The sequence below is a fragment of the Ruegeria sp. BH8 genome (assembly GCF_056538065.1).
In genome coordinates, this window is record NZ_JBQFSP010000002.1 from 68,751 (window position 1) to 87,409 (window position 18,659).

At 56.8% G+C, this 18,659-nt stretch carries 23 protein-coding genes; 9 read left to right on the plus strand and 14 right to left on the minus strand.

The window, feature by feature from the left end; all coding sequences use genetic code 11:
* Positions 1-20 precede the first annotated feature (20 nt).
* The gene (locus ACR0AD_RS07365) at positions 21-905 is read right to left on the minus strand and encodes a LysR family transcriptional regulator (RefSeq protein WP_480486564.1); all 885 of its coding nucleotides are present in this window, start codon (positions 903-905) and stop codon (positions 21-23) included.
* An 86-nt stretch (positions 906-991) separates the two neighbouring features.
* On the opposite strand from ACR0AD_RS07365, the gene ACR0AD_RS07370 reads away from it, so the two are divergent.
* Both ACR0AD_RS07370 and ACR0AD_RS07375 read left to right on the plus strand, forming a co-directional pair.
* On the plus strand, positions 992-1,624 hold the full coding sequence (locus ACR0AD_RS07370) for a methyltransferase domain-containing protein (protein ID WP_480486566.1): 633 nt from the start codon (positions 992-994) through the stop codon (positions 1,622-1,624).
* A gap of 74 nt (positions 1,625-1,698) precedes the next feature.
* Positions 1,699-2,148: a YtoQ family protein gene (locus ACR0AD_RS07375; RefSeq protein ID WP_480486567.1), complete on the plus strand. Its 450-nt coding sequence runs from the start codon at positions 1,699-1,701 to the stop codon at positions 2,146-2,148.
* A 47-nt stretch (positions 2,149-2,195) separates the two neighbouring features.
* Here ACR0AD_RS07375 and ACR0AD_RS07380 read toward each other — a convergent pair whose 3' ends face one another.
* Positions 2,196-2,894 (minus strand): glutathione S-transferase N-terminal domain-containing protein, encoded by a 699-nt coding sequence (locus tag ACR0AD_RS07380; protein WP_480486569.1) that lies wholly within the window; start codon positions 2,892-2,894, stop codon positions 2,196-2,198.
* Positions 2,895-3,036: 142 nt separating this feature from the next.
* On the opposite strand from ACR0AD_RS07380, the gene mscL reads away from it, so the two are divergent.
* Positions 3,037-3,465 carry a large conductance mechanosensitive channel protein MscL gene (gene mscL / locus ACR0AD_RS07385; RefSeq protein ID WP_209598698.1) on the plus strand — a complete coding sequence of 143 codons (429 nt, stop codon included), beginning with the start codon at positions 3,037-3,039 and terminating at the stop codon, positions 3,463-3,465.
* Positions 3,466-3,595: 130 nt separating this feature from the next.
* Complete coding sequence (locus tag ACR0AD_RS07390) at positions 3,596-4,384, plus strand: mechanosensitive ion channel family protein (RefSeq protein ID WP_480486828.1); 789 nt, start codon at positions 3,596-3,598, stop codon at positions 4,382-4,384.
* 161 nt (positions 4,385-4,545) lie between these two features.
* On the opposite strand, the gene ald is transcribed toward ACR0AD_RS07390, so the two are convergent.
* Positions 4,546-5,664 (minus strand): alanine dehydrogenase, encoded by a 1,119-nt coding sequence (ald, locus tag ACR0AD_RS07395; protein ID WP_209506642.1) that lies wholly within the window; start codon positions 5,662-5,664, stop codon positions 4,546-4,548.
* Positions 5,665-5,799: 135 nt separating this feature from the next.
* Here ald and ACR0AD_RS07400 point away from each other — a divergent pair, with 135 nt between their 5' ends.
* Positions 5,800-6,258, plus strand: a complete 459-nt coding sequence (locus tag ACR0AD_RS07400; RefSeq protein WP_209506641.1) for an Lrp/AsnC family transcriptional regulator — start codon at positions 5,800-5,802, stop codon at positions 6,256-6,258.
* A gap of 3 nt (positions 6,259-6,261) precedes the next feature.
* Here ACR0AD_RS07400 and ACR0AD_RS07405 read toward each other — a convergent pair whose 3' ends face one another.
* A complete protein-coding gene (locus ACR0AD_RS07405; RefSeq protein ID WP_480486571.1) occupies positions 6,262-7,101 on the minus strand; it encodes a CPBP family intramembrane glutamic endopeptidase in 840 nt (279 codons plus the stop codon).
* A gap of 252 nt (positions 7,102-7,353) precedes the next feature.
* On the opposite strand from ACR0AD_RS07405, the gene ppk2 reads away from it, so the two are divergent.
* Entirely contained in the window at positions 7,354-8,292 is a 939-nt protein-coding gene (gene ppk2, locus ACR0AD_RS07410) for a polyphosphate kinase 2 (RefSeq protein WP_267365547.1), read from the plus strand.
* Positions 8,293-8,340: 48 nt separating this feature from the next.
* Here the strand turns inward: ppk2 and ACR0AD_RS07415 are convergent, their stop codons facing one another.
* Together ACR0AD_RS07415 and rpsU are read right to left on the minus strand one after the other, a co-directional pair.
* Positions 8,341-9,468, minus strand: coding sequence for a CAP domain-containing protein (locus tag ACR0AD_RS07415; protein ID WP_480483031.1), 1,128 nt, complete (start codon positions 9,466-9,468; stop codon positions 8,341-8,343).
* A 297-nt stretch (positions 9,469-9,765) separates the two neighbouring features.
* Positions 9,766-9,972, minus strand: coding sequence for a 30S ribosomal protein S21 (gene rpsU / locus ACR0AD_RS07420; RefSeq protein ID WP_005614280.1), 207 nt, complete (start codon positions 9,970-9,972; stop codon positions 9,766-9,768).
* A gap of 111 nt (positions 9,973-10,083) precedes the next feature.
* Here rpsU and ACR0AD_RS07425 point away from each other — a divergent pair, with 111 nt between their 5' ends.
* Positions 10,084-10,776 carry a COQ9 family protein gene (locus ACR0AD_RS07425; RefSeq protein WP_480483033.1) on the plus strand — a complete coding sequence of 231 codons (693 nt, stop codon included), beginning with the start codon at positions 10,084-10,086 and terminating at the stop codon, positions 10,774-10,776.
* A 61-nt stretch (positions 10,777-10,837) separates the two neighbouring features.
* Entirely contained in the window at positions 10,838-11,824 is a 987-nt protein-coding gene (locus tag ACR0AD_RS07430) for an NAD(P)H-quinone oxidoreductase (protein ID WP_480486573.1), read from the plus strand.
* A gap of 30 nt (positions 11,825-11,854) precedes the next feature.
* Here the strand turns inward: ACR0AD_RS07430 and ACR0AD_RS07435 are convergent, their stop codons facing one another.
* Positions 11,855-12,712 carry a DUF2189 domain-containing protein gene (locus tag ACR0AD_RS07435; RefSeq protein WP_480486575.1) on the minus strand — a complete coding sequence of 286 codons (858 nt, stop codon included), beginning with the start codon at positions 12,710-12,712 and terminating at the stop codon, positions 11,855-11,857.
* 193 nt (positions 12,713-12,905) lie between these two features.
* On the opposite strand from ACR0AD_RS07435, the gene ACR0AD_RS07440 reads away from it, so the two are divergent.
* Positions 12,906-13,889: a quinone oxidoreductase family protein gene (locus ACR0AD_RS07440; RefSeq protein WP_480486576.1), complete on the plus strand. Its 984-nt coding sequence runs from the start codon at positions 12,906-12,908 to the stop codon at positions 13,887-13,889.
* A gap of 128 nt (positions 13,890-14,017) precedes the next feature.
* Here the strand turns inward: ACR0AD_RS07440 and ACR0AD_RS07445 are convergent, their stop codons facing one another.
* The 7 genes from ACR0AD_RS07445 to ACR0AD_RS07475 all read right to left on the minus strand — a co-directional run bounded on the left by ACR0AD_RS07445 (position 14,018) and on the right by ACR0AD_RS07475 (position 18,657).
* Positions 14,018-14,494: a YHS domain-containing (seleno)protein gene (locus ACR0AD_RS07445; RefSeq protein ID WP_480486578.1), complete on the minus strand. Its 477-nt coding sequence runs from the start codon at positions 14,492-14,494 to the stop codon at positions 14,018-14,020.
* Between the two features lie 193 nt (positions 14,495-14,687).
* Positions 14,688-14,957, minus strand: coding sequence for a hypothetical protein (locus ACR0AD_RS07450; RefSeq protein ID WP_480483043.1), 270 nt, complete (start codon positions 14,955-14,957; stop codon positions 14,688-14,690).
* On the minus strand, positions 14,954-15,559 hold the full coding sequence (plsY, locus tag ACR0AD_RS07455) for a glycerol-3-phosphate 1-O-acyltransferase PlsY (RefSeq protein WP_480486580.1): 606 nt from the start codon (positions 15,557-15,559) through the stop codon (positions 14,954-14,956). Before plsY ends, ACR0AD_RS07450 begins: the two co-directional genes overlap by 4 nt.
* A complete protein-coding gene (gene pyrC / locus ACR0AD_RS07460) occupies positions 15,559-16,839 on the minus strand; it encodes a dihydroorotase (RefSeq protein WP_480486581.1) in 1,281 nt (426 codons plus the stop codon). Before pyrC ends, plsY begins: the two co-directional genes overlap by 1 nt.
* Entirely contained in the window at positions 16,836-17,222 is a 387-nt protein-coding gene (locus tag ACR0AD_RS07465) for a hypothetical protein (RefSeq protein ID WP_480486583.1), read from the minus strand. Before ACR0AD_RS07465 ends, pyrC begins: the two co-directional genes overlap by 4 nt.
* A complete protein-coding gene (locus ACR0AD_RS07470) occupies positions 17,207-17,725 on the minus strand; it encodes a hypothetical protein (RefSeq protein WP_480486584.1) in 519 nt (172 codons plus the stop codon). Before ACR0AD_RS07470 ends, ACR0AD_RS07465 begins: the two co-directional genes overlap by 16 nt.
* Positions 17,722-18,657 carry an aspartate carbamoyltransferase catalytic subunit gene (locus tag ACR0AD_RS07475; RefSeq protein ID WP_209598687.1) on the minus strand — a complete coding sequence of 312 codons (936 nt, stop codon included), beginning with the start codon at positions 18,655-18,657 and terminating at the stop codon, positions 17,722-17,724. Before ACR0AD_RS07475 ends, ACR0AD_RS07470 begins: the two co-directional genes overlap by 4 nt.
* Positions 18,658-18,659: the final 2 nt, after the last annotated feature.

An 18,659-nucleotide genomic window follows, 5' to 3' on the forward strand; every position in this document is an offset into this window, starting at 1 on the left:
CGCGCCTTCGGGCGCGTTTTTTATTTGGACAGGAACTTGGTCAGTAAGTCATAGACCAGCCGGATGCGGCGGCTGGTGTGCAACTCGCGATGCGTGGTCAACCAGATCGGAAATGTGATAGCCTCCATCCCGGGGCACACACGCTCCATACCTGGTGCCGCATCACCGACGGTCTGCGACATGGGCGCTATGCCAAAGCCTTGTTTGGCGTATTCCCAAGCCACTATTCCGTTCTGAGACCCAAGCCGGAAATTCTCGTTGGTCAGGTGAATGCCAAGCGGCTTCAGATAGGCGATCATCTGATTGTCGTCGCCGAAGCTGATGAACTCATGCCGTGAAAGGTCCTGCTTTGATTTCGGGCGTCCCGCACGGTTGAGATACTCTGTGGTTGCATAGAAATGCCCCGACGCCTCCTGTACCAGCTTCGCGATTAGGTCGGGTTGATCAGGACGGACATGGCGGATCGCGATATCTGCCTCGCGCCGCATAAGATCCTGAATATCGTTTGAGGCAATCACGTCAATCCGCAGGCGCGGGGCTTGCGCCCGGATTTCGCGCAGCAGGTCGGGCAAGACATAGGCCGACATCACGTCACTGGCGGTGATGCGAACCCGGCCTTCAATGGATTGTGCCTGTCCGGACGCCGTCAGCGCGATGCGGTTGGCGGCGTCCCCCATTTTGCGAGTATGATCCAGCAGCTCCAATCCGGCCTGAGTGATCTCAAGAGTTCTGCCAGCCCGTTCAAACAGCATCACGCCCAGGTCCTGTTCAAGCGCTGCTATCTGACGACTCAGCGTAGGCTGGGTTTGCCGTAGCTGCCGTGCCGCTGCGGAAAATGACCCGGTTTCAGCCGTCGCCAGAAAGGCCCGGATGTGGTTCCAATCAAAATCGCCAAAATCATTCATACAAAAATGTATAGTAAACCTGCAAATTTCGGCAATTTATATTCGGTCTGCGCATGAATAAATTCTCGCCGAAAGGAGACTCCTCAATGACCACCACTGCGAAATTCTGGGATGGAGTGGCCGAGAAATATGCCCGCTCGCCCATCAAAGACATGGCTTCGTACGAGCATACGCTGGAACGGACAGCGTCTTACCTGAAGAAATCCGATGATGTTCTGGAACTTGGGTGCGGCACAGGCATGACTGCTCTGAAGCTGTCCGGATATGTAGGATCTATCACTGCAACCGACGTGTCCCCCGGTATGTTGGCCGTTGGACGTCGAAGCGCCGCTTCGCAAAGCATCGAAAACGTCACCTTTGCCGAGGCTGATGTAAATCGACCGCCTGAGGGTTCATTTGATGCGGCGCTGGCATTCAATCTTTTGCATCTGGTCGAAGATCTGGATCTGACACTGAGCCAAATACATTCGGTCCTTAAACCCGGCGGACTGTTTATTTCGAAAACTTTTTGCCGGCCGTCCAGCGCGGCGAGCCTGAAGTATTACGCTATTCGTCTCGCGCTTCCGATCATGCAGTTCTTTGGTAAGGCTCCGTTTGTGCGATTCCTGCCTGAGGCGGATCTTGATGCGGCCCTTGAACGCGCCGGGTTCAGCATCATCGAGAGCGACAGTTTCCCAATACGTGACGCCCGCCGATTCCTAGTGGCTCGTAAAATGTAAGGTTTTTCCGGAATTCGCGTTGGGCTTTGGGTGTTGGACCCTTAAATTGGTCGGGAACAACATCGGAGTTTGCCATGGGCCTGAACGTTTATCTTTCCGGAGAAATCCACACCGACTGGCGTGATCAGATCATCGATGGGGCGCAAGGGTTGGACGTGACCTTCAACAGCCCCGTTACCGATCACGCGGCCAGTGATGATTGTGGTGTGGCCATTCTGGGGGCCGAGCCGAACAAGTATTGGCACGACCACAAGGGAGCGATGGTCAATGCGATCCGAACACGCAAGGGGATTGCGGATGCGGATGTTGTCGTCGTCAGGTTTGGTGACAAGTACAAACAGTGGAACGCCGCCTTTGACGCGGGTTACGCTGCAGCACTGGGCAAGTCTATCATCGTTCTGCACGGCCCGGATCATCAGCACGCGCTGAAAGAGGTTGATGCCGCCGCACTGGCCGTGGCGGAAGAACCTGCTCAGGTGGTCGAAATTCTGCGTTACGTGCTGACAGGTGCTCTGCCCGGCTGATCGATGAAAGGGGCGCCGGTTTGGCGCTCCAATTCATTTAACTGTTATCAGTTTCGTGCCGGTATGGCTTTGCCGCGCTGAACCGCTGGGCGTTGGAAGAAGCGATCGACATAAGCGACGACATTGGAATAGCCGTTCCAATCAACCACATCCTTCGCGCCATAGAAATCCAGCGCATTCAGCCACGGAGCAAGCGCGATATCCGCGATGGAATATTCGCCCGCGATCCAGTCCTGTCCTTCCAGTTGCGTGTTCACTACGTTCAGCAGGCGCTTGGCTTCGTTGATGTAACGCTCGCGCGGGCGCGGATCTTCTATCTCGCTGCCAGCGAACTTGTAGAAAAACCCGAGCTGGCCAAACATTGGCCCGATACCGCCCATCTGAAACATCAGCCATTGGGTGATCCGGTGCTTGTCTGCTGCGCTTTGACCCAGGAACTTACCTGTTTTTTCGGCCAGATACAGAAGGATGGCACCGCTTTCGAACAGGGCCAGCGGCACACCATCCGGGCCGTCGGGGTCGATTATCGCCGGGATCTTGTTGTTCGGGTTCAGCGACAGGAACTCGGAGCTTTTAACATCAGCATCTGCCAGTGTCACCAGATGCGCCTCATAGGGCAGGCCGGTTTCCTCAAGCATGATCGAGGCTTTAACGCCGTTTGGTGTTGGATAGGAGTAGAGTTGAAGGATGCTGGGATTCTTCGCAGGCCATCTGTCGGTTACGAAAAAAGGTGCAAGTTGAGACATGAAACCCCCTGAGTAATGCCGTTTGGGGAAAAATAGGGTGGCTTTCCCCTAAAAAACATACCCTTCTTCATGCGTTTAACGCACAATTCCTATGCGCTCATGCGTGAACAGAGGCGTGGTCTAAAAAAACAAGAGGGATGCTATGCTGGAAGAATTCAAGACTTTCATTGCCAAGGGCAATGTCATGGACATGGCGGTCGGTATCATTATCGGTGCCGCATTTACTGCAATCGTTACCTCGTTGGTGGGCGATCTGATCAATCCGCTTATTGGATTGTTCACAGGGGGTATCGACTTTACGAACAACTACGCCGTTCTGGCAGGTGACGTGGCCGAAGGTGCCAGCCTTGAAGCGGCACGTGAAGCAGGCGCATCCGTCTTTGCCTATGGTGCTTTCATAATGGCTATTATCAATTTCCTGATCATCGCCTGGGTCGTCTTCATGCTGGTAAAAATGGTGAACAAGGTCAAAGACGCTGCCGAAGCAGAGGAAGAAGCGGCTGAAGAGGCGCCCGCAGGTCCTAGCGAACTGGACATCCTGATGGAAATCCGGGACGCTTTGAAGAAATAGACCAGTAGTTCTGTTATGACATCGGGCTCCGCACCAATCGCGGAGCTTGTTTTATTGGAATTGACGAACAGAAAACACGAGGAAATTCGAGATGGAACAAACCGCCGACTTGGCTGAGCAGGCGATTGGTATGGCCAATCAATACTTGCCCATTGCCTTGAATGCAGCGAAGGCACTGATCGTTCTTGTTCTGGGTTGGATCGCCGCCCGAACGATCGCGGGTGTTGTACGCCGCCGGATCAACAAAACACCGCAGATCGACCCGACTCTTGGGAATTTTGCCGCCAGCGTGATCAAGTGGGCAATTTTGGCCATAGTTCTGGTCGCCGTTCTGGGGATCTTCGGGATAGAAGCCACCAGTATCGTCGCCATTCTGGGTGCTGCCTCTCTGGCTGTCGGGTTGGCACTGCAGGGTACGCTGAGTGATCTTGCGGCCGGTGTAATGTTGGTGGTTTTCCGGCCCTACAAGCTGGGACAGTATGTGGATATCGGTGGCACGGCAGGAACCGTTATGGACCTGAGCCTGTTCACGACCGAGCTTGTGACCCCCGACAACGTGCAGATCATTGTTCCAAACGGTCAGGCATGGGGGTCGATCATCACCAATTATTCAGCCCATGACACACGACGTGTCGATCTGGTGTTTGGAATTGATTATGCGGACAGCGCAGATACCGCCATGCAGATCATTATGGATGTGGCCAAGGCCGACCAGCGCATTCACAGCGACCCTGAACCCTGGGTTCGGGTCACGAATCTGGGTGACAGTTCGGTCGATCTGACTGCGCGGCTATGGTGTGCCGCAGCCGATTACTGGGACGTCAAGTTCGAGCTTACGAAGGCGGTTAAAGAGGCGTTTGACGCCAAAGGTGTTTCGATTCCGTATCCGCATTCGGTCGAAATTCAAAAACAGGGGTGACAGCTGGCGCTCATTGTGTGGGCGAGCATTCATCCCTTCCGCGTGTTGAAAAGGGCACCGCGCAGAAACGCGGTGCCCTTTTTTGTGAAAGCCGTCGGTTCGATACCGACCGCGCCATCTTGAAAATTGCCATCAACAGGCAACTTCAGGAGTGGAGGTACTTACGATTTGACCACCACATTTGGCGAAACAACATCGATGCCAAGGGCCTTGCCAACGGCATAGTATGTCAGTTTGCCAGCATGAACGTTCAGACCTTCCATCAGGTGCGGATCGTCCTGACATGCCTGTTTCCATCCTTTGTCGGCCAACGACAACATGAACGGCATTGTGGCATTGCCCAGTGCGATGGTCGAAGTGCGCGCGACAGCACCCGGCATGTTGGCAACGCAGTAATGCATGATGCCATCGACATCGTAGATGGGGTCGGCATGGGTGGTGGCTTTTGACGTCTCAAAGCAACCGCCTTGGTCGATGGCGACATCCACCAGTACTGCGCCGGGTTTCATCGTCGACAGCTGAGCACGCGACACCAGTTTTGGTGCGGCTGCGCCGGGGATCAGAACAGCACCGATGACCATATCGGCGTCCTGGATCAGTTCAGCGGTCGCACCTGCTGTCGAATACTGGTTCTTGAAAGTTCCGCCAAAGACATCGTCCAAGTAGCGCAGACGCGGCAGCGACCGATCCAGAACGGTGACATCAGCCCCCATTCCGGCGGCAATCTTGGCCGCGTGTGTCCCTACGACACCGCCGCCAATCACAACCACTTTGGCCGGGCCGACGCCGGGAACGCCACCCATCAGAACCCCACGGCCGCCATTGGCCTTCTGCAGGGTCCAGGATCCGACCTGAGGGGCCAGACGACCCGCGACCTCGGACATAGGTGCCAGCAGCGGCAGACCGCCGTTGGCATCCGTTACGGTCTCATAGGCGATTGCGGTACAGCCCGACTCCAGCAGGTCATGCGTCTGATCCGGGTCCGGAGCCAGGTGCAGATAGGTGAACAGCAACTGTCCTTCACGCAGCATCTTGCGTTCCACAGCCTGCGGTTCCTTGACCTTGACGATCATGTCAGCGGTGGCAAACACCTCTTCCGCGGTGTCAATAATTTGCGCACCAGCGGCGACATAGGCGTCGTTGTCGAAACCTGCGCCGATGCCTGCACCGGATTCGATCAGGACTTGGTGTCCGCGTGCGACCGCTTCCTGAGCGGCATTGGGCGTCATCCCGACGCGAAATTCCTGAGGTTTGATTTCCTTGGGGCAACCGATTTTCATTGGGCTCTCCGTTCACAAGCTGCTTAAATTATGTGCATTTTGCCGCGCAATTTCTGTGAAAGAAAACGTGCCAACGGACTTTTCTTTGGAAGAATTTCCCGTACTATCCGGAAAACTCGCAAAGGAATTGCAGGAATGAGCCTAGACACGACTGATCGAAAGATTCTGGCCGCACTTCAGAAGAATGGCCGGATGTCGAATTCGGAACTGTCTGAACAGGTCAACCTGTCTCCGTCTGCGTGCCACCGCCGCGTTCAACGGTTGGAGGTTGACGGCTATATCCGCAACTACGTGGCTCTGCTGGATGCGCGGAAAATGAACGTGCCTACCACCGTCTTTGTCGAGATCACGCTACAAGGCCAGGCCGAAGAGGTTCTGGATGTGTTCGAAAAGGCGGTGGCCCGAATACCAGATGTGCTGGAGTGCCATCTGATGGCCGGAACCGCAGACTACATTCTGAAGGTCGTGGCGGAAAACACAGAAGATTTCGCGCGTATCCACCGGCAATACTTGTCGCGCTTGCCTGGGGTGGCGCAGATGCAAAGTTCATTTGCGCTGCGTACCGTGTTCAAGACCACGGCCTTGCCGGTCTGACCGTCATAACGGGCCGGGATAGGTGAACAGCAGCAGGTGGGTCAGATTGAACCCGAAATGCATCGCAACAGGCACCCAAAGCCGACCGGTTGCAAAATATCCCAACCCGCACCCCAGCCCGAGAAGGGATGCGAATACCACAAGCGCGGGTCCTCCGCCGATATGCGCCAATCCAAAGAGCAGGCTGGCAGCGACCAGACCGCCTGTTGCCCCAAGGCGCAAGGTAATGGCCGACTGCAAGTAGCCGCGAAAGAACGCCTCTTCCGTAAGACAAGTCAGAAACAGGTTGGACAGGCAAAATACCAGCCACCAATAAGGGGCTGAGAGGTCCATGCGCACGGCGCCCAGCGATAGACCCAGCAGAAACAGGCCGGGCAGAATCAGAAAACCCGCTAGCAAAGGTTTTATTCTGGTCTTGATTGGGCTGTTCAGCATTCCGGGCCAAGCCAGAAGAACGGCAAAGAAGACCATGGGTTTGTCCAGATTCAGGTGCAGTGTGAAACTTGTGCTCGAGGCACTTGCCTGCACCTGATCCAGCAGTTTCAAATTGTTGAATCCTGGCAACAGATGTGCCCCCAATGCCAGGCACCACAGGATCAACAGCGTATGCCCCGCAATAGCCAGCAGACCTGTATGGCGTGGGAGGAAGAAGGCCACGATCAGACCAAGCGCCACCGCCACGATTGCTGTCGGTGACATCAGTCCGGTAACCGAGGCGACACTGACGAACAGAATCAGCAGGGCATACGCAAGTCCGGATCGTCGCCCCATCGCCGCGACTTGCGCTGTGATCAAGATCAGCCAGGGCCAGGTGACCGGCAATGTCGAAAAGAAAAACGTCACGGCGTTCTCGTCTGAATTGTGGACTCAGTCATGCTGCACAAAAACAAGGCAATGCAAGCAACTAGAAAGCGCGCGACTGATGCCTTGTGTCAATTCTTGTGCTTGTATCCTTTGGGCCAGACGTACACATTCGGGTAAAAGACCATATACCCGTCCAGACCCTGATTTCCGATTGAGACTGCTGCAACGGATCGGCTTCAATTTATCTGATGACATCAGGCGGTTACACAGGCCCGATATGGTTCGAACCCGATGACTGAGAAGGAGCTGATCTTGGCTTACGAAAACGATGGGGGCACCAAGAACTGGCTTGAGGCCGAGTTGGAAGACACGCTGGACGAAGATTTCGAGATCGAGTTCAGCGAGCCTATGCTGTCGATGGAAGTCCGCAAAATCTATCGGGACCAGCACCCCGAAATGCTGGATCGCAAGGTCTATTTCCGAAACCTGCTGCGATTGCAGGCCGAGTTGATCAAGGTGCAGGATTGGGTGCAGCACACTGGTGCCAAGGTTTGTATCCTGTTTGAAGGCCGTGACAGTGCGGGCAAGGGGGGCGTGATCAAACGGATCACGCAGCGTCTGAACCCCCGTGTCGCCCGTGTGGTTGCTCTGCCAGCGCCCAGTCGCCGCGAGCAGAGCCAATGGTACTTTCAACGCTACGTGCCGCATCTGCCTGCCGCGGGTGAAATCGTGTTGTTCGACCGCTCGTGGTACAACCGGGCAGGGGTTGAACGGGTGATGGGCTTTGCGTCCGAGGATCAGGTCGAACAGTTCTTTCAGGACGTTCCCGAATTTGAACGGATGCTGGTCCGGTCAGGGATCATTCTGCTGAAATACTGGTTTTCGATCACGGATGAAGAGCAGCAACTGCGGTTCCTCATGCGTATTCACGACCCGATGAAACAGTGGAAACTGTCACCGATGGATCTTGAATCCCGTATTCGCTGGGAGGCGTATACGAAGGCCAAGGAAGACATGTTGTTCCGAACCAACATACCCGAAGCGCCGTGGTATATCGTTGAGGGCAATGACAAGAAACGCGAACGTCTGAATTGTATTGAGCATCTGTTGACCAGAATCCCCTACGAAGACGTGCCACAGGAAAAGGTCAATTTGCCGGACCGTCGGTACAATCCTGAATACGAGCGGCGGGTTTTGCCAGACGAGCTTTACGTCCCAAAGATTTACTGAGTAACGCATGCGAGGCCGGCAGGGCCGACCTCGCACAATTTCAAGTGATCAGGCTGCATCCATCATGCAGTCATGGGTGAAGATATTGATCATGAAGACATCGCAGCCATCGTCTTCGGCTGTTTCGGTGTCGACAGGCTCAATCTCGGTCTCCGGGGTGGTATCTAGGGTCGGCATGATATCGACGTCGTCGACATCTGCCACATCAGTGCCGTCATTCATGTCGTCGGCCCAATCAAACTCGTCTAACTGCGCTTGCAGGTTTTCAAGGAAGCTGGCGATTTCATCCAGAAAGGCCTGAATGTCAAAGCAGAAGGCTTCCGGCTCACCGCCATCCACGACTTCGGTATCGGGTGTTTCAGGTTGCGGTTCCCCGGTTTCGGTTACGTCAGTATCGGGCGCTTCAGGTTCCGGTTCTTCAGCTTCGGTTACGTCAGTGTCCGGTGTTTCGGGTGTTGGTTCCTCGGTACCGGGGGTTTCAGGTTCCGGTTCTTCGGTCTCAGTGACGTCGGTATCAGGCGTTTCGGGGTCCGGTTCTTCCGTCTCTGTGACGTCGGTGTCCGGTGTCTCGGGTGTCGGCTCCTCGGTTTCGGGGGTCTCAGTCCCAGGCTCCTCGGTCTCGGTGACGTCAGTATCTGGGGTTTCGGTTTCCGGTTCCTCGGGCTCTGCAACTTCATCCGGTGTTGTCGGGGGAACGGGCGGCGCGTTTGTATTGCCGTTGTCCAGCATGACAGCCGCGTCGGTTGCGGCAAAGTTTTGCGTAACCATCACCGCATCGAAGCCCTGCATGTCACCGGCTTCGATCCCGATCCCGATATATTTGAAATCCGGGTTTAGGATATTGGCGCGGTGACCCGGACTGTTCATCAGGTTTTGATGCAACTGGGCGACATCGTCGCTGATACCCGGCGCGCCGCGTTCGGACTGCCATGCGATGTTTTCCCCGGTGCGCCAGCTTCCTTCAAGATCGAACCCCGCGTTTTGCATCCGCTGGGTTGCGCTGGAACCGCCTGAACCGGTGTGGCTGAAGGTGTCTGTATTCAGCATCCAGGTGCTGTGATCTTCGGACGAGTCGTTCAGCTGCGTTTCAAGTTGCAGCGGGTTGAGACCGCGGGACGTGCGCTCCTGGTTTATCAGCGCCAGCATCTCGCGTTCGTTTGTACTTGCAGTCGACATATTTGCCTCCGTTTGTGTTTGTGTCCTTGCGGACGGGCTCACTTAGAGGCGGGGACGTCGCGGGTGATAGAGGGCGGCGCAATTCAGGCGAGTTTTGGCGGCCCGATGCTACCGAGACGAGATTCGCTGCGCTGCAAAGCGCCGGGCAAAACACTGCCTGTACGGAAATGGCAGCTTGCCGCACAACCTGAACCACGAGTCGGCGGATTGTATCCGAGCCCTGAAACGACAAACCCCCGGGCCATGCCTCGGGGGTCGTCAAATAGTGTCATCCAAAGCTGGACGAAATCAAAGATCTCAGAGCAGACCTTCGCGCTGGGCTTTCTTGCGCGCCAGTTTACGGGCACGGCGAATCGCTTCAGCTTTCTCGCGCGCTTTCTTCTCGGACGGTTTCTCGAAATGTTGCTTGAGCTTCATTTCACGGAACACGCCTTCGCGCTGCAGCTTTTTCTTCAGGGCACGAAGCGCCTGATCGACGTTATTGTCGCGAACACTAACCTGCATGTGGTTGTCACCACCTTTCTAGATAGAGTTGCAAGGAAATTGCAGGAGTTGGCCGTATAGCAAAGCCGCCCTAACTTGTCTAGTACTGGACCTGACAACCGGAGAACCGTCATGACCACAACATATGAAGATGCAAAACGGCAGCTTTTGGACGCGATGCTGAATCATGTTCCTTTCGACGGCTGGTCGGAAACCAGCTTTCGCGCCTCGGTTTCCGATTGTGGTCTGGATGACGGTTTGGCACGTGCAATTTGCCCGCGCGGGGCGGTTGATCTGGCACTGGCCTTTCATGCGCGCGGCGATCAGGTGATGCTGGACCGCCTCAGGTCCGAGGACATGAGCGGTCTAAAATTCCGCGATAAGATTGCCGCTGCGGTCAGGTTCCGGTTGCAGGCTGTTGAAGACAAAGAGCTGGTGCGCCGGGGCATGACGCTGTTTTCCCTGCCAGCATATGCGGCCGATGGGGCCAAGGCGTTATGGCAGACCTGCGATCTGATCTGGGACACGCTGGGCGATACGTCAGAAGATGTGAACTGGTACACCAAACGGGCAACCTTGTCGGGGGTCTATTCCTCGACCTTGCTGTTCTGGCTGGGCGATGACAGCCCGAACCATCAGCGCACGTGGGAGTTTCTGGATCGCCGGATCGCAAATGTCATGGAGTTCGAAAAGCTCAAGGCTCAGGTGCGTGACAACCCGGTGTTGAAACCCTTTCTTGCAGTTCCGAACTGGCTGGCGGGTCAGGTGAGGGCACCGTCCAAGATGCGGGGTGATCTGCCAGGCATGTTGAACCCCAGAAAGTAACGCGTCTTGGTGCTGGGCCTTGCCTCTGATGCCTGTTAGGCATTGGGCAAAGGAGGTGCCTATGACCCAGATGATGCGTGCTGTTGAGATCACTCAACCGGGTGGTCCCGATGTTTTGCAGCTGACCGAACGGCCTATCCCTAAGCCGGGGGCCGGACAGGTTGTATTGAAAGTGTCCTATGCCGGGGTGAACCGCCCCGATGCTTTGCAACGCGCGGGCGCTTACGATCCGCCGCCGGGCGCCAGCGACCTGCCGGGGCTTGAGGCTTCGGGCGAAGTGGTTTCAGTCGGTGCGGGGGTTGAAGGACTTTCTGTCGGCGATCGGGTCTGCGCACTGCTGCCGGGCGGAGGATATGCGGAATACGTTTCGACCCCAGCGGCCCATTGTTTGCCAGTGCCTGCAGGTATGGGAATGAAAGAGGCAGCGTGTCTGCCCGAGACCTTCTTTACAGTCTGGTCCAACGTGTTCATGCGTGGCGGGTTGAAGGCAGGTGAACGCTTTTTGGTTCACGGTGGGTCCAGCGGGATTGGTACGACGGCAATCCAACTGGCCAATGCCTTTGGCGCGCGCGTTTTTGCCACGGCTGGGTCGGATGAGAAATGTGAGGCTTGCGTCAAGCTGGGCGCGGAAAAGGCGATCAACTATCGAAACGAGGATTTCGTAGCAGCCATGCGCGCCGAAGGTGGGGCAAACCTGATCCTTGATATGGTCGGCGGTGATTACATTCCGCGCAACGTCAAAGCTATGGCCGAGGATGGGCGGCTGGTGCAAATCGCGTTTCTGCAAGGGCCTGTGGTTGAGCTGAACTTTGCCCTGATGATGGTCAAGCGTCTGACCCTGACCGGCAGCACCCTGCGCCCGCAAAGCGATCTGGCCAAGGCGCAAATCGCGCAGGACCTGCGCGAAGCTGTCTGGCCGCTTTTGGAAGCCGGAAAAGTTGCGCCCGTGATGGACAGCGAGTTTGATCTGACCGAGGCAGCCGCCGCCCATGAGCGCATGGAAAGCTCGGGCCATATTGGCAAGATTGTTCTGAAGATCGCGGGTTGAGTTTTGAATGCGCGGGCGTGTCCCGCGCGTTCACGCAACGGCGCGGCGATACAGATGCCACGTGGCATGACCCAGAACGGGCATCACCACGATAAGACCCAACAGCAGTGGCAAAGCCCCCAGAAATAAAAGCACTGCCACGATGAATCCCCATGTCAGAATGACTCCGGGGTTGTGACGCAGCACTCTGAATGATGTCACAACAGCAACCGGCAGGCCCACTTTGCGGTCCAGCAGTAAGGGAAAACTGACCACGCTGATCGCCAGAGCGCAAAGGGCAAAAACAAACCCAACCGCAGTTCCGACAATGACCATCGCCCAGCCCGCAGATGTCGTGAAAACCTGCGTGGCAAATGCGCTGAGCGACGCTGGAACCTCGGGGCCCATCGTGTAGGTGTGAATGCTTTGCGCCACCATTAGCCAAAGCAGCAGCAGCATTACTAGGTAAAACCCCAAAACCAGAATTGCTCCGAATGACGGCGATCGAAGCACACCAAATGCGTCCAGCCAGTGAACCTCGCTGCCCTGTTCACGTTTACGGCTGATCTCATATAGGCCCACGGCCGCAACAGGTCCGATCAGCGCGAAGCCAGCGACCAGAGGGGCCAGAAGCGGAACCAGATTGGCGTTCAGGGCAAAGCCGAACATCAAAAGCCCGGCGATCGGATAAACCAGGACAATGAATACGACATCCGCACGAGTTTCGAGAAAATCCTGATACCCCGCCCTCAGGCAGGCCCGTAAGTCTTGCAGGGTCAAGGTCTGCACCATTGGCACTTGCGTTGGATCTGCACTGCCAAGTTGCGAGACGCTTTCGGTGACGTGGTCACTTGTGGCGCCCAGAGCCTGGGCCGCCCAGCTGATCGGATTTCCGATTGTCTTAGCCATTTCTTCACCCTTCCCTGGCGAGACTTGCGCCGCGGAATGGATCCGGCATTCAGTTGCCCGTGGCCGGTCCAACCGGCAACGCCATACCTCAGTATAGCATAAATTTGCGAAATCTGGATCAATACTCCGGCATCGGACGGATTGCCCTGTGTCACAGTCATGTTAGCTTGATGGCAGGCAAGAGGAGGTCAGGATGCAGAAAACAGCGAAAACGGTTGTGATTCATGAATTTGGTGGGCCTGAGGTTCTGCGGATCGAAGACAGGCCAGTGGGCGACCCCGGTCCGGGTGAGATACGTATTCGGCATCAGGCCTGCGGATTGAACTTCATCGACGTATATCAACGCACCGGCCTGTATCCCCTTGATCTTCCACACGCTTTAGGCATGGAAGCGGCGGGTACCGTTGAAGCGGTTGGGGAAGGGGTAATGCATCTTCAGCCGGGGCAGCGGGCCGCTTACGCCGCAGCCCCGCCCGGTGCATATTGCGAGGCGCGTGTGATGCCCGCAGCGCAGGTTTGCCCGCTACCGGATGGCATCACATTCGAAGCCGGCGCAGCGATGATGCTGAAAGGTCTGACAGTTGAATACCTGTTTCACCGGACCACACCATTGAAGCGGGGCGATACGGTTCTGTTCCATGCGGCAGCTGGCGGGGTCGGGCTGATCGCATGTCAATGGGCTAAATCCGAAGGCATCACGTTGATCGGAACGGCGGGGAGTGACGAGAAATGCAGCCTTGCCCGGTTTAACGGGGCCGCGCATTGCATCAATTACCGGTCCGAGAATTTCGCAGAACGCGTGGCTGAGATTACAAAGGGTCAGGGTGTAGACGTGGTGATGGACTCGGTCGGGGCGGACACATTCGAAGGATCACTGGATTGCCTGAAACCGCTGGGCATGATGATTTCCTTCGGCAACGCCTCGGGCCCGGTTCCACCGTTCAACCTTGGAGTTCTGGGCCAGAAAGGTTCGCTCAAGATCACCCGGCCCACGTTGTTTACACATATCGCGGACCATGCGGTGTGTCAGGCAATGTCGCGTCGCCTGTTTGGCAAAGTCGAGGGGGGTGAGGTCAAAATCCATGTCGATCAGCGCTTTGCCTTGGATCAGGTTGCTGATGCGCATCGCGCGCTTGAGGCGCGGCAAACGACCGGCAGCACAATTCTGGACCTGTAACGCAGTACCGAAACGCCATTGCCCTTAGAATTGGGATACTTGATGCGCCGGATGGGAAGGACAAGAGGTCTTCAATGACATACGGCGGCGGAAAAACCGCCGCCGCTGTGCCTGAAAAAAATCAGGTTTTACTGCGATTGCAGCTCTGCCGGGGATTTTTCAGCAATCGTTTCCCAGTTTGCGCTCGCGCTTTCGATGAAACCCGGGATGTCGCCTTCCCAGCGCTCCTGAATGTCTTTGGACAGGTTCAGATACAGCTTGTTGTCAACGATCTTCCAGTGGTTCGGGTCGCCGTCGAATTTAAAGCCCATGGCCGCGCCGAAGGCACAATAGCCGCCATATGCGGGCAGATATGCATCAGGATTGGCTTCAAAGGCTACTTTGTTTTCTTCCGACGAAAACCGGTACAGTGCATCATCGTGCAATGCAGTAATGCGGTAATCGCCCTTGGTCGCTTCGCCAGCGGTGAAGTACGCCACCGGATCATAGCCCTGCATGGCCAGACCAGTCGAGCTTGCGTTGATTTCGACGCCAGCCGCCAGTGCGGAGGTTGCCAACGTGACAGACAGTGCCACGCCACTGATCAGAGATTTAAACTTGTTCATTGCTTCACCTTTCGTGAAATGAGCCCGTTCAGCACCGCAATAATTGCCGCCGTAAGGCCCAGATTGTTGTCCTGTGTGGCCCGTAATTGACCGTCACGATAGCGATTTGGGAAGCGGGCTGATCACGTTCAAAACAATGATTTGTGATTGTGCGCAGGTGATAGAGCCACTGTTCTTTTTTGCCGATCTCGCCTCAGGCATCCGGCCTTAGGTTCAGGACAAATGCGATGACTTTGCATGCGGACATTTCACAGGGTCTTAGCAACGCGCCGCTGCCCATGGTCTGATACAGGTTCAGGCTGATATAGTCGGCTCCGCCCAGTTCGTGCGCAACCAGCTTGTGGGATTTACCACCCGCCATTCGTTGACGCACAACAACATAGCGCCGACCGCCGGAGGTTCCGGTGAAACTGCCCAAGGGCAGTGCAAAAAGGGCATACAGAAACCCGTCTGGCGCGATCACGGCTTTCCGATTCTGGGTTCCGTTCCGGCCTTGATCCGCGCAACGTTCGAGCTGTGCCGCCAGTAGACAAGAAGTGTCAGAATTATCCCAAGGATAAATGTAGTCCCGTTTGTCAGCAACAGCACCCAGGTTGTGGAAAGCGCAGCGGCTGCCAGTGCACCAACCGAGGATATCCGCCAGATTGCCGCCGCGACCAGCCAGGTAAGGCAGCAGGCAACACCGACGCGCCAGTCGAGCGCCAGCCAAAGCCCCAGGAAGGTCGCCACGCCCTTGCCGCCCTTGAAGCCCAGCCAAACCGGAAAGCAATGGCCCAGAAACGCCAAAAGTGCAGCAACCTGGGCCGCATCTTCACCCGCATAGGCACGCGCAATCAGAACGGCTGCCGCGCCCTTGCCTGCGTCAAACAGCAGGGTCAGCGCCGCAGCGGTCTTGTTGCCGGTACGCAGAACGTTGGTTGCTCCGATATTGCCGGAACCGATCTCGCGCAGATTTCCCAGCCCCATGATCTTGGCAAGCAACAAGCCGAAGGGAATGGAGCCCATCAGGTATCCAACCACCGCCCACTGGAGCAGTTCGCTAGTCGAGTTGTCGATTGGGGGCATCAGGGTCTCCGGAACACTTCATTACCTGCCACATAAGTCGAAATGACCTTACCTTGCATCCGCTGGCCGTCAAATGGAGTGTTCTGAGATTTTGATTTTAGTGCAAACCGATCAAGCACAAAAGGCACATCCGGGTCGAACAGAACCAAATCGGCTGGCGCGCCTTTCGACAGGCGACCGCTGTCCAGTCCAAGCCGCTTGGCCGGGTTAAGGGCCATGGCCCGAAACAGCGTCGGCAAATCCAGCTGACCCGCGTGATACAGACGCAAGGCCGCGGGCAGAAGCGTTTCCAGCGCGACCGCACCCGAGGCCGCTTCTTCAAACGGCAGCCGCTTGCTTTCTTCGTCCTGAGGGGTGTGCATCGAGCTGATGATATCGATCAGCCCGGTGCGAACGGCTTCAATAACCGCTTGCCTGTCGTCTTCTGATCGCAGCGGCGGCTTGACCTTGAAGAAGGTGCGATAGTCGGCCACGTCAAGCTCGTTCAACGTCAAGTGGTGGATCGACGTCCCTGCGGTTATGTCCAGCCCATTGCGCTTGGCGCGCTCCAGCGCAGGCAGCGCCCGGGCAGTGGTGATTTGGTCGGCGTGATAGGCGGCGCCGGTCATCTCCAGCAGGGCAATGTCGCGGTCCAGCCCCATCCGCTCTGCCATCGGTGACACTGTGGGCAGGCCGCGCAATGCCGCGAACTTGCCACTGGTCGCTGCGGCCCCGGCGCTCAGCCCCGGCTCTTGCGGGTGGGCTATCACAAGCGCGCCACAGGATTTCGCATAGGTCAGGGCACGGGAAAACACCTTGGTATTAGTGATGACGTGATCGCAATCGGTGAAGGCGATTGCACCCGCGTCCATCAGAAACCCGATCTCGGTCATCTCACGCCCTTCGCGCCCTTTGGTCAGGGCAGCCATCGGCAGAACATTGACTGGCGCATCGGCCTGCGCCCGGCGTGTCGCGAATTCCAGCGTTTCCGGTGTGTCGACTGCTGGCAGAGTATCCGGTCGGGTGACAATCGTCGTGACACCGCCAGCTGCAGCAGCAAGTCCTGCTGACCGATAACTTTCCTTATGACGTTCACCGGGTTCACAGACCTTGACGCCAATATCGATGATGCCAGGGGCGAGGCACTTGCCGTTGCAATCTACGATATGCCCTTCAGTACTCGGCGCGCTTCCTTCGCCTCGGGCGGTAATCCGGCCATTGTTTACCTGCAACCAGCCAGTTGACTCTGTTCCGGCTTCGGGGTCGATCAGGCGGGCGTTGGCGAAAAGAACGGAAGTCATGGAACAGCCCTTTCGATGGCGGCCTTCGTGGCGGCGGGATCGGTCTGATACTTAATCAGGTGTTTGTCGCCGCCCTTGGTAACGACTTGGACAAAACTGCCCATGGTTTTAACCACCTCGATCTGATTCAGCGGTACTTTGCGTGGACCGGGGCCGGTCAACAAAGTGCCGGTCATCTCCCAGTTAGCAGCCAGTTCTTCCGACGCCAGATACCACGCGCGGATGCCAATTGCGGCGAGGCCGGCAGGTGCTCCGGTCCAGACATAAGGGTTGCCGGTCAACCACAAGACAGCCATTGCTCCGGCCATGGCAGCGGCCGCAAGCCATGCATTGGTGCGGATATACGCGCCCTTGTCCGGGGCAAAGACTACAGGATCAGCCATAGAATCCCTCCGGTGATCAAAAGTACTGCCAATGCCATAACGGCCGAGCCTATGCGGAGCGGTTTGTTGTCAACCGGCGTGGTTTGCGGGGCCGAGAAAGGCTTGGCGCTTTCGGTCTCGATCGTTCCGCCGGTCCAATTGGTCGCCTCTTCCGTGAAAAGACCAATCATGTGAAGCCGGGGATCGGGTTCAAGTGTCGTGGCCTGGTCTTTGAACGCTGCGCTGCGCAAGACCATGACCCATCCGCCGATCTGCGCCAGCGCCGCACGGTCCAACTGATCCTCGGACACGCCGCACCCTTCGTTCAGATAGCCGTAAAGCCCAAGTTCTTCGAGGTCGGATACCGGAAAGATGTCGATGTGCTCGGGGTCCAGCCCGTCGATGCCAAGCACCTGTTCGGCAGCCCCCGGTTCGCGCAGGAACTTCGCCTCTTCCGGGCGCATGTCCAGCGCGAACAGGCGCAGGACGCCGCGTTCATGAGGGGCGACGGTCAGATTGCTCATGCAACCTCGCGCAGGTTTCGGGCCAGAAGGTCCATGGCGGCCATGCGGACAGCGACCCCCATCTCCACCTGCTCCTGTATGACGGATCGATTGATGTCATCAGCCAGGGTTCCGTCGATCTCAACCCCCCGGTTCATCGGGCCGGGGTGCATGACGATGGCATCGGGCTTGGCCAGCGCCAGCTTTTCCACATTCAGGCCATAACGGTGGTAGTATTCGCGTTCTGACGGGATGAAGCCCCCATCCATTCGTTCTTTCTGAAGGCGCAGCATCATGACCACATCGACGTCTTTGAGGCCTTCGTTCATGTCGTCATATACCTCGGCCCCAAACTCGGCGAATTGCGACGGCACGAGTGTGGGCGGGCCGATCAGACGAATGCGGTTTTCCATCTTGCCCAGCAGGATCAAATTGGATCGAGCAACACGAGAGTGCGCGACATCGCCGCAAATGGCGATGTTCAGACGGTGCAGGCGACCTTTGGCGCGGCGGATCGTCAGCGCGTCCAGCAAAGCTTGTGTCGGATGTTCATGCCGCCCGTCGCCTGCGTTCAGAACAGCGCAGTTGACCTTTTGCGCCAGCAGGTCGACCGCGCCCGAATGCGGGTGACGCACCACCAAAAGGTCGGGATGCATCGCGTTCAGGGTCAGCGCAGTGTCGATCAGCGTCTCGCCCTTTTTGATCGAACTGGCCTGCATCGCCATGTTCATCACATCTGCACCCAGACGCTTGCCAGCCAGTTCGAAGCTTGCCTGCGTTCGGGTCGAGTTTTCAAAGAACATGTTGATCTGGGTGAGCCCCGACAACACATCCGAATGTTTGGTCGACTGGCGGTTCATGTCGACATAGGTTTCGGCCAGATCGAGAATTTCGGTGATATCGGATTGCGACAGATGCTCGATGCCAAGAAGGTGACGATGGGCGAAACGCATGG

Excerpts from the sequence above, each read along its gene's own strand:
- ACR0AD_RS07365 (WP_480486564.1), bottom strand. The coding sequence starts at position 905 with ATGAATGATTTTGGCGATTTTGATTGGAACCACATCCGGGCCTTTCTG.
- ACR0AD_RS07370 (WP_480486566.1), top strand. The coding sequence starts at position 992 with ATGACCACCACTGCGAAATTCTGGGATGGAGTGGCCGAGAAATATGCC.
- ACR0AD_RS07375 (WP_480486567.1), top strand. The coding sequence starts at position 1,699 with ATGGGCCTGAACGTTTATCTTTCCGGAGAAATCCACACCGACTGGCGT.
- ACR0AD_RS07380 (WP_480486569.1), bottom strand. The coding sequence starts at position 2,894 with ATGTCTCAACTTGCACCTTTTTTCGTAACCGACAGATGGCCTGCGAAG.
- mscL (WP_209598698.1), top strand. The coding sequence starts at position 3,037 with ATGCTGGAAGAATTCAAGACTTTCATTGCCAAGGGCAATGTCATGGAC.
- ACR0AD_RS07390 (WP_480486828.1), top strand. The coding sequence starts at position 3,596 with ATGGCCAATCAATACTTGCCCATTGCCTTGAATGCAGCGAAGGCACTG.
- ald (WP_209506642.1), bottom strand. The coding sequence starts at position 5,664 with ATGAAAATCGGTTGCCCCAAGGAAATCAAACCTCAGGAATTTCGCGTC.
- ACR0AD_RS07400 (WP_209506641.1), top strand. The coding sequence starts at position 5,800 with ATGAGCCTAGACACGACTGATCGAAAGATTCTGGCCGCACTTCAGAAG.
- ppk2 (WP_267365547.1), top strand. The coding sequence starts at position 7,354 with ATGACTGAGAAGGAGCTGATCTTGGCTTACGAAAACGATGGGGGCACC.
- ACR0AD_RS07415 (WP_480483031.1), bottom strand. The coding sequence starts at position 9,468 with ATGTCGACTGCAAGTACAAACGAACGCGAGATGCTGGCGCTGATAAAC.
- rpsU (WP_005614280.1), bottom strand. The coding sequence starts at position 9,972 with ATGCAGGTTAGTGTTCGCGACAATAACGTCGATCAGGCGCTTCGTGCC.
- ACR0AD_RS07425 (WP_480483033.1), top strand. The coding sequence starts at position 10,084 with ATGACCACAACATATGAAGATGCAAAACGGCAGCTTTTGGACGCGATG.
- ACR0AD_RS07430 (WP_480486573.1), top strand. The coding sequence starts at position 10,838 with ATGACCCAGATGATGCGTGCTGTTGAGATCACTCAACCGGGTGGTCCC.
- ACR0AD_RS07435 (WP_480486575.1), bottom strand. The coding sequence starts at position 12,712 with ATGGCTAAGACAATCGGAAATCCGATCAGCTGGGCGGCCCAGGCTCTG.
- ACR0AD_RS07440 (WP_480486576.1), top strand. The coding sequence starts at position 12,906 with ATGCAGAAAACAGCGAAAACGGTTGTGATTCATGAATTTGGTGGGCCT.
- ACR0AD_RS07445 (WP_480486578.1), bottom strand. The coding sequence starts at position 14,494 with ATGAACAAGTTTAAATCTCTGATCAGTGGCGTGGCACTGTCTGTCACG.
- plsY (WP_480486580.1), bottom strand. The coding sequence starts at position 15,559 with ATGCCCCCAATCGACAACTCGACTAGCGAACTGCTCCAGTGGGCGGTG.
- pyrC (WP_480486581.1), bottom strand. The coding sequence starts at position 16,839 with ATGACTTCCGTTCTTTTCGCCAACGCCCGCCTGATCGACCCCGAAGCC.
- ACR0AD_RS07465 (WP_480486583.1), bottom strand. The coding sequence starts at position 17,222 with ATGGCTGATCCTGTAGTCTTTGCCCCGGACAAGGGCGCGTATATCCGC.
- ACR0AD_RS07470 (WP_480486584.1), bottom strand. The coding sequence starts at position 17,725 with ATGAGCAATCTGACCGTCGCCCCTCATGAACGCGGCGTCCTGCGCCTG.
- ACR0AD_RS07475 (WP_209598687.1), bottom strand. The coding sequence starts at position 18,657 with ATGCGTTTCGCCCATCGTCACCTTCTTGGCATCGAGCATCTGTCGCAA.